Origin of the sequence: Kitasatospora sp. NPDC091257 (assembly GCF_044757675.1) — a bacterium.
GTDB classification, from domain to species: Bacteria; Actinomycetota; Actinomycetes; order Streptomycetales; family Streptomycetaceae; genus Kitasatospora; species Kitasatospora lactacystinica.
The window spans coordinates 1-2,489 of the sequence record NZ_JBIVVI010001271.1; the positions used below are offsets into that span (position 1 = coordinate 1).

Annotated in this window: 1 protein-coding gene; it reads left to right on the forward strand. The window is 56.2% G+C overall.

Going from position 1 to position 2,489, the window contains the following annotated elements:
* The coding region (locus ACIQOV_RS37185; RefSeq protein WP_401055211.1) for an RICIN domain-containing protein at nt 1–2,237 on the forward strand (2,237 nt) is incomplete at its 5' end.
* Between the last annotated feature and the right edge of the window lie 252 nt (nt 2,238–2,489).

Here is a 2,489-nt window from a genome sequence, read left to right on the forward strand (position 1 = left end):
TCTACCACACCCCACCCCCGAACTACTTCGCCCTCTATTCAGACTTCAACCAGAGTGGAATGCAGTGGGTGTTCAAGGACACCGAAGGCCTCACCCGCCTCGATGACCCCGTCACAAACGCCGCGGGCGCCATCTCCAGCGCCAGCAACCAAACCCAATACACCATCGAGCTATTCCAGAACAACAACGGCACCGGCGCCAGCCAACTCGTCTACCCCACCATCACCACCGACATTACCACCACCGGCCTCGAGGATCACATCACCTCTGTCAACCTCTATCATGGCCCGCCCGCCAACTACTTCTGCCTCTACCAAGGCAGTTGGAGTGGCACGCAATGGGTCTTCAAGGACACCGCAGGGCTTACCAACCTCACCGATCTACAGTATGGCGGCGCCTCCAGCGCGATCACCTTCAACAACCGGACCCAGTACACCCTGGAATTGTTCCAGAACACCGACGGCACCGGCACCAGCCAACTCGCCTACCCCATCGCCAAGAACCTTATGGCCACCCCCGGCCTGCAAGGAAACCTCAAGTCCGTTAACGTCTACCACGGACCACCCAACAATTACTTCGCCCTCTACGAAAATCAGTTCAACACCGGCAGGCAATGGGTACTCAAAGACACCGCAGGCCTCATCAACCTCGCCGGCTCACAGTACGGCGACGCATCCAGCGTGATCTCCTCCGCCAGCAACCAGACCATATACACCCTGGAACTCTTCCAGAACACCGACGGCACAGGCACCAGCCAACTCGTCTACCCCAACACCACCGTCAACACCGACGCAATCGCCGACAGAATCACTTCCGTCAACGTCTACCACGGACCACCCACCAACTACTTCTGCCTCTACCAGGAATGGTACGAGTACGGGCGGCAATGGGTATTCAAGGACACCGCTGGTCTCACCAACTTCACCAACACCGCCGTCTTCGGTGACCTCTCCCACGTGATCTCCTGCGTCAAAAATCAGACCCAATACACACTGGAAATCTTCCGGAACAGCAACGGCACGGGCACCAGCCAACTCATCTACCCCACCACCACCATCAACGTCGCCTCAGCCCTCAACGAGGTCGTCACCTCCGTTAATGTCTACCACGGACCACCCAACAACTACTTCTGCCTCTACGAAGCCAACGCCCAGGGCATGAGGCAATGGGCCTTCAAGGACACCGCAGGCCTCACCGACCTCACCAACACAGGTATTTTCAACAACGCCTCCAGCGTAATCTCCTCCGTCAACAACCTAACCCTGTACACCCTGGAACTGTTCCAAAACGCCAACGGCTCCGGCACCAGCCAACTCGTCTACCCCAACACCACTCCCAACGTCACCACATCCGGCCTCAACGACACCGTCAAATCCGTCAACCTCTACCACGGACCACCCAACAACTACTTCTGCCTCTACCAAGACAACGTCAGCGATTCCAGCAGGCAATGGGTATTCAGAAGCAACCCCGGCCACATCGACCTCACCAACACCGCCGTCTACGGCACCGCCGCAAGCGTTCTCTCCGCAGCCCTCAACAAGAGCCCAAACCCCATCGAACTATTCGACCAGGCCAGCCAAAACGGGAACATTCAACTCGTCCCTCCAAGTTCACAAGTGGATGGATTCATCAATAATCTCAACGATAAAATCAAATCATTCACCGTATATCAACCAAGCGGCTTCCCGACGCCCTGCATGCTTGTCGCCAAACATAGCGGTAAATGCATCGACGTCCAGCAGTTTTCCACGACTCCCAATACCACGGTCTGGCAGTATCAAGTCAACAACACCGCCAATCAGCAATGGATCATTGTAAACTCTGGCGGTGGCGTCTATCGAATCTATAGCGTCAATTCACTACTCTGCCTAGGGCCCCAGAACGGCGCAGGCGGGAGCAGCGTGCCGATCGCCCAACTAACACCGACAACCGCCGGCTACCTGTATTGGCACGTAGTAGACCAAGGGGGAGGCTACTACCGGCTTTGGAACTACGACAATGGTTACTCGATTGACGTCTCCGGCTCATCCACCGCCAACCAGGCCGCCATCATTCAATACGGAAACACCGGGGGGGACAATCAGCGATTTAGCATGAGGGCCACCACAGCGGCTGCCAAAAATACTGGCGCCGCCCAAAATGGCACTGATCCAAACTCGGATAGGGAAGATAACTCCAAAGAAAACACTGAACTTGGAGGATCACTTCCCCGAGGTTACAGGGCTGAAAGTTAGCCATAGGGCGGGCGGAAGGCGAGAGGAGGCACTGTCTCATCAAAAGACGGGAAGCTGCTACTGAAACTGTCAAGTGATCTGATTACAGATCTATCGGAAGGGCAATGCATAATGGGGATTCCAGTGCCTCCAATTGATCCGCGCGGCATGGAGGATCTAGCCTCCGCGTTTCACGTCGGGCTGGGACCGGATCGTGGGCGGGAATGCGAAAGTGCCTTCTGAACTGGGACGATGAGGCTTGTCTAAGGTCTC